Source organism: Moorena sp. SIO1F2, assembly GCF_010672755.1.
Taxonomy (GTDB): Bacteria; Cyanobacteriota; Cyanobacteriia; order Cyanobacteriales; family Coleofasciculaceae; genus Moorena.
In genome coordinates, this window is record NZ_JAAHFV010000306.1 from 1 (window position 1) to 7,723 (window position 7,723).

The window sequence follows — 7,723 nt, forward strand, 5'->3', positions numbered from 1 at the left end:
TCAAAACCCAGACTATATAAGGATTATAGTTGAGCTTGTCCGCCATCAACACTGGGAGTAGTTTCAACTAGCTGTTATAATATTTCGGTAGCCAAGGACTAATCACAATGAAGTCTAAACTCAAATATATCCTCCGTTGCACTTTGTGTGGAAAAGACTATGAACCAGACCCTTTCCGCCTTTGCTGTGACGAGAAACATGAGCCATCCCTTCTGCGTGCTGTCTATGCTAACGAAAAGCTAGAAGTCAAAGAGAATCTCCCAGGTTTATTCCGATATATCGATTGGCTACCGGTTGATCGATACTTAGAGGCAGATGGTAAACCGATTACGTATCAAAGCCAGAATCTGGCTCACCATCTCGGATTAGATCATCTTTTCATTTGTTTCAATGGCTACTGGCCAGAGCGAGATGCTGATCTTTCGACTTGTTCGTTTAAAGAATTAGAAGCTTTCCCCATCCTAGCTAGAATACCAGAGGATAACCCCAAAACCCTTGTGGTTGCTTCAGCTGGAAATACGGGTCGAGCCTTTGCTACGGTTTGCTCTAAGCTGAAAATCCCCTTTTGCTTGGTGATTCCAGAGCAAAATTTATCTGCCATCTGGTCAAAGGAGCCGTTTGATTCTTCTTGTGTTCGTCTAATCGCTGTTGGTGGGAATGGTGACTACTCCGATGCGATTCGTATCGGACAAATCATCAGTGAATTAGAGGGTTTCTTTCCGGAAGGAGGAGCTAAAAATGTAGCCAGACGGGATGGCATGGGGCTAACGGTTGTGGATGCTACAGTCACCATTGGGGAAATTCCTGATCACTATTTCCAAGCCGTCGGTTCAGGTACTGGTGGGATTTCAGCTTACGAAGCAAATCTCAGATTTTTAGCAGATGGCAGATTTGGCAACAAAAAAATGAAGCTTCACCTCTGTCAAAATATTCCTTTTACACCCATGACCGATGCCTGGAAAGCAGGTAGTCGAGAAATTACTGCTTTGAGCGAAATAGAAGCAAAAAAATGCATTAGTCAGGTTTCTGCTAAGGTACTTACTAACCGAAACCCAGCTTACTCTATTGCGGGAGGGGTTTATGAAGCATTGGCGGATACTGAGGGAGAAATGTATGGTGTCACTAATGACGAATCAGAGAAAGCCAGGGTTTTATTTGAGCAATTGGAAGGAATAGATGTTAGTCCTGCTGCCGGTGTGGCAACTGGTGCTTTAATTCAAGCGGTTGAGGCGGGGAAAATCGGTAGAAAGGAGACCATTGTGCTCAATATTACTAGTGGAGGCTACAAACGGATGCGCCAAGATTATCCGTTACACTACCTCAAACCTGATTTAGTTTTTAAACCTGAAGAGATTGAGCCTGATTTTCTGGAACATAGCATCACGAGTGTATCATAACGGCTTACCAGTTAAACAGTCTAATATCCATCAAAAAATATCCATGAAAACCTTATCCACTCTTGCAGTCCATCAACTCAAACCCTTTGGGGTCAAGCTGACGAACGTTGATGTTAATTGCCCAGAACAATGCGATCGCATTCGAGAGCTGCTCTACGAAAATGGGGTAGTGATTATTCCTGCTGACGGAGGCAGTGTCGGCGCTCAACCAATCCAAGCTGACGCCAGCCTGTTAAAGTTAGCGGAACTTTTTGGCCAAGTTGAAAACTACCACCCAGTAAACGAAGCCAAGGACACCGCTGGCAAGGTGCAAATTCTCGAAACCATGGGTGACACGGGGATTTCAGCGGATTCATTCTTGTTCAACTCAGATATGAGTTGGCGAGTTAACCCATCCCGCGCCAGCGTACTCTGTGGGGAAATCCTGGCTCCCAGTGGTGGCGACATCTGCTTCCAAAGTGCTAACCAAATGTACCGCAATCTGTCACCAGAACTAAGGGAACAGTTGCATGGTATCAGCGCTCTCCACTCTCTCAAGAAGGGTTATGTCCAGGTCAACCGACCGGATGATGTGACTAATGACGTGCAGGCTATTCATCCCGCAGTGATTAAGCATCCCGACACAGGTGTGCCACTGCTCTATCTAAACCCGAATTTCACCGTGTCCTTGCTAGGAATGTCGGAAGAGGAGAGTACGGAACTTTTGAACCGCGTCTTTGAGGAAGCCAACCGTCCAGACCAGGTTCTTTGCCATTCCTGGACTAAGGGGGATGTGGTGATCTCGGACAACTTTGGAGTGCAGCACCTGGCTAGGGCAGACAACCAAGGGCTACACCGAATGCATCGGGTGGTGGCTCACGACCCTTATCTGCGGACAGAGCGTTATGTAGGGGAAACAGGGGATGTCAAAGAAGCCATCAGTAATATCGAGCACTACCTCAAGAAAGATGACAATCAGGCTGGTTACCAGGAATGGGCATTCCGCTATGAACAGGACGTAAATCAAGCTGGCTACAAAATCCCAGCTATTGCCACTGAGATTTTGGCGCAATATCTCGGTAAACTGGTGCAAACCGATGAACCACGAATCTTAGATGTGGCGGCTGGTACAGGGAAGAATGCCTTGCTGCTGATGCGTAATCATGGCCTCACCAACCTAGAGGCAATGGACGTTTCCACCGAGATGTTGTTCGAGGCGCGTCGCCGGGAACTCTACCGTAAGTATCATGTAGAAGATGCTAATCAACCCTTGCCCATACCCGACCGTCAGTACGATGGTGTGCTGTGTGTTGGAGGGCTTTCAGCAAGCCAGATTCGAGCACAACCAGCCTTGGAAGAGTTCATCCGGGTCACAAAGGATGGCGGACTGGTAGTCATGTCAATGCGGGAAGCCGAGAGTGAATACACTGCTGAGGTCAGCCGACTAGTTACCACAGGGGTGGCTGAGGTGGTACATGAGCACTTATTTGTGGGGATTGAAACCAACCAGGAAGTACGCCACCACATTTTTGTCCTGCGAGCACTGGGCAAGGACAATTCAGAGCAGTCAGTGGCCCAATAAAAACAGGCACGCAGCACCTTTGGGGGCGCTTGCCGGGCGTGCTTCCCATGGGGAGGCTACCGTTGATGCCTATGACGTTAAATCTGAATAAAGCCCTGTTGTGATTGTTGAGATTTTCCTCAAGGTGGGGAAAATCTCATTCAGTAAACTTATTTTTTCGTTCCTTCAATCATCACACCAACGAAGCCCAAATCATGAGTTTCCATAGAAAATCCTGCCGATTCAAGCAATTCCTGGAAATAGCTGAACGAATAAGCATTAGCATGATGCAATCCCCCTTCTAAAATGACTTGATTGCCATCAATACTTTCTACCTTAAAACCTGTTTTGTCATAATAGCGTAAGCGCTCATCCATTACCTCTTGGTTACATTTAAACGTAGATATAAATACCTTTTTATCTACTACTTTTGCCAGGTTATCGAAAATAGCTTTATGAAGTTGTTGAGGAATATTTCCAATGGTATTCCATGCCAGTAACCCGTAAGTAAAAGTTTCTTGAACAAGAGTTGTTAAATGTTCTGCTCTTCCGTTTAAAATGGTTACATTATTAAAGGTAGAAGTGGAGTCTTTAGCTAAGGCTACAAGCTGTTCTGAAAAATCAATTCCTGTGATCTTTCCTACAATGGGGGCAAGCTTACGAATATAACGTCCTTCACCACATCCTACATCCAGAACACTATCCACCCCTTTAAAGGTTTTCAGTATAAAGTCATCCTCTAACTCCATATACTCCCTGATTCCTTCCGTCTGATTTTGAGGATCCAGAAATTTTAATCCCATCCCTTCGTAAAACTCTTTGCTATCTTTCATGATTTCTTCTATCCTTTAACAGCTTCACATAGTTTACCAGCATCAAGTAAATTATGGAAAAACGTATCTAGATCGGCTTTTTGCAGTTCAGGGTTAGCCAGGATTAACCGAATCATAACCAGACCTTGATAATGAGCATAGTTTACAAAAGCTGTGCCAGAATGAAATAATCGGTTGCGTATGTCTAGATTCAGCTGGTCTAACGCACTAGAATCAAGCTGTTTATCTTTGGGGAGATAACGGAAACAAATATTCAAAAATTGTGGTTCAGCGATTAATTCTAAATTATCGCAACGGCGGATATACTCGGTGGCATAATTAGCTAGATAAAATAAATGATTGACCAGCTGCTCATAACCTTTTTGGCCATAGTATTTCCAACACAGCCATAATTTTAGGGCATCTACTCTCCGACCACATTGTAACGACTTAGTCCCTAAATTATAGAAATTATTTTCATCATCATGGAATAGATAATCGGTACCTCCTCCAGAGCAAGCTTCTGACAATATTCCTTTTTGTTTTACTAAAATAGCCGAACAAATTAAAGGAACTCCCATTAACTTATGACCATCCCAAGTAAACGAATCAACTAACTCACTTCCTGCTAACAAATGCTGGTGTTTTTCACTAAATAAAACCGGCCCACCCCAAGCCGCATCCACATGCAGCCACAATCCATATTTCCTGGTAATTTCGGCAAGGGTCGGTAAGGGATCGAAAGCGCCTAAAACAGTTGTTCCCGCAGTTGCACCCACAAAGAACGGCGTTTTTTCTTCTGATAAGCTCTGTTGAATGGCAGCGTCTAGTGCTTCGGGAATCATTTTGCCATCAACATCAGACTTAACCTTGACTAAATTTTTGATGCCAATCCCTAACAAATTCGCAGCTTTTAAATAGGAATAATGAGCTTGATCGGAAACAAAGGCGACTAACTGATGATGACCCAATCCCTGCAATTTAGCGTCCGGTAAAACGTGATGTCGTCCACAAAGCATTCCGATCAGATTAGCATTACTTCCTCCAGTTACCATCAACCCTTCACCTTGATTAAAGCCCACTAAACTGGTCAATTTTTTAATCAATTCTATTTCCATCAGGGTGGCTACTGGGGCGACATCATAGGTGTGCATGGTAGTATTTGTGGCACTGGTCACCATCTCGGCTATGATTCCCGGAATACTAGACCCACTAAAAAGTAGATTAAAAAATTGAGTGCTACCGGTTCTAACGCTATAGTTCAGGTAAGATTCTACTATAGGAATCAAGGCTTCTAACGCTACTCCCTCATCGGGTAAGGTTAAATCGAGTTTTTCCTTAAGATCATTAGCGGTTTGATAATTAACGACTTTGGAATCGGTTTCCAAATTACCGTCTAAATAGTTTATAATTATAGCAAGGGCTTTAGTCAGGGTTGTTTCTGTATCTTTCATAGGGAGTGGGGAGTAGGGAGTAGGGATTAGGGAGTAGGGATTAGGGAAAATTTATTATTACTAGTAAAAACGCTAAAATTGGATATATTATCGACGGCTATACTAGATTTTATTGTAATGCCAAAACCGGCAATGATATCAATCATAACAGGTTTTGGACATTAAAGCAACCAGAGTAAAATTTTAATTATTATATCGGTATAGTTAACGGCACAATACCGATTTGTAGGCGTTGCTGAATCTTCGCGCTGAATAGAAGTAGAGTGGGCATCCTGCCCGCCCGAAAATATATTGAAACTGGCAAGATGCCAGTTCCACGCAAGATGCCCATTCCACAAAACTCTTAAAATCATTCTATTATTAAGCAACGCCTAAAATTCTCCTGCTCTCCGGCTTTGTAGATATAGCAGAGCAATCGCCCATAATTGCCCCGATGTTTATCCAGGCAAACCTCCACGGGATCGTTGGTGTCGAATTCAAGATCCACCCATACATCCTGATTGGGTATCCCTTCCTCGTTTGTCCCGAAATACTCCTTCGCCCATTGTGAGGCCAGGATGCCAGCGTTGGTTATAGGTTTACTGCCAGCGCGCTGACTTTCCTCTGTGTCAAGACAAACAAACCGAATTGATTCTTGCTCATTATCCAAGAGTATCTTGATGGTGTCACCGTCAACAACTTTGATCAGTTTGAGATTTTTGATAACTGTACCTTTCATTAGCTCTCCTCTTTGTTGGTCAACCATGAAATGAGGGATTAGAATTGCTTGTTGTTTGAGGTGCAGTGCCAGAAGATATAATGGGTGTGATATAAGTGTTTTTCTGACCTTTCCTATAGGATATCATGTTTTTACAAATCTAATTCAGTCAGTGGAGTTTCATCTCCAGTTTGATGTTGGTGAAGGCTAATTTATTAGGTAGCAGGGAGCAGGGAGCAGGGAGCAGGGAGCAGGGAGCAGGGAGCAGGGAGCAGAGAGTAGGGAACAGGGAACAGGGAACAGGAAAGTGGGCAAAAATTTTGTATGCCTCATAGGTATGATAAACGCTATCATAAAAATTACACCTAAAAAAAGCGTAAGCATAACTTTAGCGATGCATCGTTTTTTTTTATTAACTTTAAAATTATAGCAATATAAGTATAGTTTAGAATATATTATTTGGGTTTATATGATGTCAGGATAATTACCCTTAATCCAAATCTCCCCCATCTCCCCGCGCCCCCTCCCCACACTTCCCACACTTCCAACCCTCCCCACACTCCCTACTCCCTACTCCCTCCTCCCTAAAACCCAAGACGAAGGTACCTCACCCCATTGAAAACTGCTATAGTTATGACTGAAGGTAAGACTTCATGATAAAAACCCTGGGAGAGGATTTCATGAAACGACAAGTAAGACAAATTACGTTAGGAATGACTCTGATCGCTTGCTTAATGGGTTCAATTGCCTGTGAGTCAACGTCCTCTGTTAAAAAAACTAAAGTTCGTTCTGCCCATAGTAACTGGATCGAGGAACAGTTTCAAACCGAGATAGTCAATATTGGTCTGGAAAAACTTGGTTATGAAATAGAAAAACCGAAAGAAATTAGCTATCCGGTTATTTATGTGTCTGTGGCTAATGGCGACCTAGATTATAGTACTATTAACTATGAAAGAGGACACCAAGAATTCTTTGAAAATGCTGGGGGTACCAAAAAGTTAGAGCGAGTTGGAGTTCTTACTCCTGATGGGATACAAGGCTATCAGATCGATAAAAAAACTGCTGATAAATATAATATTAATAACCTGGAACAATTTAAAGACCCAAAAATTGCGAAACTATTTGATACAGATGGCAATGGTAAAGCCAATTTAATCGGTTGTGATCCTGGTTGGTTTTGCGAAATAGTAATCGATCATCACCTTAAAGCTTACGGATTAGAAGATACGGTTGAACACACTAGAGGACAATACATTGTGCTACTTGCAGATGTTATGACTCGCTACAAGCAAGGGGAAAGTGTTTTATATTATGCTTATAATCCTCACTGGATATCTACCGTATTAAAACCGACGCAAGATGTAGTTTGGTTAGAAGTTCCCTTTACATCTCTTCCTGAATTGCAAAAAAATATAACCGAAAAAGAAACCTCAGTAGACGGAAAAAATCTCGGATTTGCTGTGGATCGTCAGCGCATTTTTGCTAACAAGAAATTTTTGGCAGCTAACCCAGTTGCCAAGCGTTGGTTTGAACTAGTTCAAATTCCGGCTGAGGACATTAACGTTGAAAGCCTAAAGATCAAAGAGGGTGAGAACACTCCAGAAGATATACGCCGCCATGCTAAAGAATGGGTTGAGAATAATCAAGAGTTGTTTGATAGCTGGATAGAAGAGGCAAAAAAGGCAGGAGGGGATTCTATTTAAAAATAGGGAATAGGGAATAGGGAGTAGGGAGTAGGGAGTAGGGAGTAGGGAGTAGGGAGTAGGGAGTAGGGAGTAGGGAGTAGGGAGTAGGGAGTAGGGAGTAGGGAGTAGGGAGTAGGG

Annotated in this window: 7 protein-coding genes; 3 read left to right on the forward strand and 4 right to left on the reverse strand. The window is 43.1% G+C overall.

The features are described from left to right. Positions 1–107 precede the first annotated feature (107 nt). Both F6J94_RS26230 and F6J94_RS26235 read left to right on the forward strand, forming a co-directional pair. A complete protein-coding gene (locus F6J94_RS26230; RefSeq protein ID WP_293045577.1) occupies positions 108–1,397 on the forward strand; it encodes a cysteate synthase in 1,290 nt (429 codons plus the stop codon). A gap of 43 nt (positions 1,398–1,440) precedes the next feature. Further along, positions 1,441–2,958, forward strand: a complete 1,518-nt coding sequence (locus tag F6J94_RS26235) for a TauD/TfdA family dioxygenase (protein WP_293045579.1) — start codon at positions 1,441–1,443, stop codon at positions 2,956–2,958. A gap of 149 nt (positions 2,959–3,107) precedes the next feature. Here the strand turns inward: F6J94_RS26235 and F6J94_RS26240 are convergent, their stop codons facing one another. From F6J94_RS26240 to F6J94_RS26255, 4 genes are all read right to left on the reverse strand, one after another. Beyond that, complete coding sequence (locus F6J94_RS26240) at positions 3,108–3,770, reverse strand: class I SAM-dependent methyltransferase (protein ID WP_293045581.1); 663 nt, start codon at positions 3,768–3,770, stop codon at positions 3,108–3,110. An 8-nt stretch (positions 3,771–3,778) separates the two neighbouring features. Further along, positions 3,779–5,203: an aspartate aminotransferase family protein gene (locus F6J94_RS26245; RefSeq protein ID WP_293045584.1), complete on the reverse strand. Its 1,425-nt coding sequence runs from the start codon at positions 5,201–5,203 to the stop codon at positions 3,779–3,781. Between the two features lie 349 nt (positions 5,204–5,552). Further along, positions 5,553–5,921, reverse strand: coding sequence for a hypothetical protein (locus F6J94_RS26250; RefSeq protein ID WP_293029895.1), 369 nt, complete (start codon positions 5,919–5,921; stop codon positions 5,553–5,555). A 186-nt stretch (positions 5,922–6,107) separates the two neighbouring features. Then, entirely contained in the window at positions 6,108–6,233 is a 126-nt protein-coding gene (locus tag F6J94_RS26255) for a hypothetical protein (RefSeq protein ID WP_293045587.1), read from the reverse strand. A 320-nt stretch (positions 6,234–6,553) separates the two neighbouring features. Here F6J94_RS26255 and proX point away from each other — a divergent pair, with 320 nt between their 5' ends. After that, the gene (gene proX, locus F6J94_RS26260; RefSeq protein ID WP_293045589.1) at positions 6,554–7,603 is read left to right on the forward strand and encodes a glycine betaine/L-proline ABC transporter substrate-binding protein ProX; all 1,050 of its coding nucleotides are present in this window, start codon (positions 6,554–6,556) and stop codon (positions 7,601–7,603) included. The last annotated feature ends 120 nt before the right edge of the window (positions 7,604–7,723 follow it).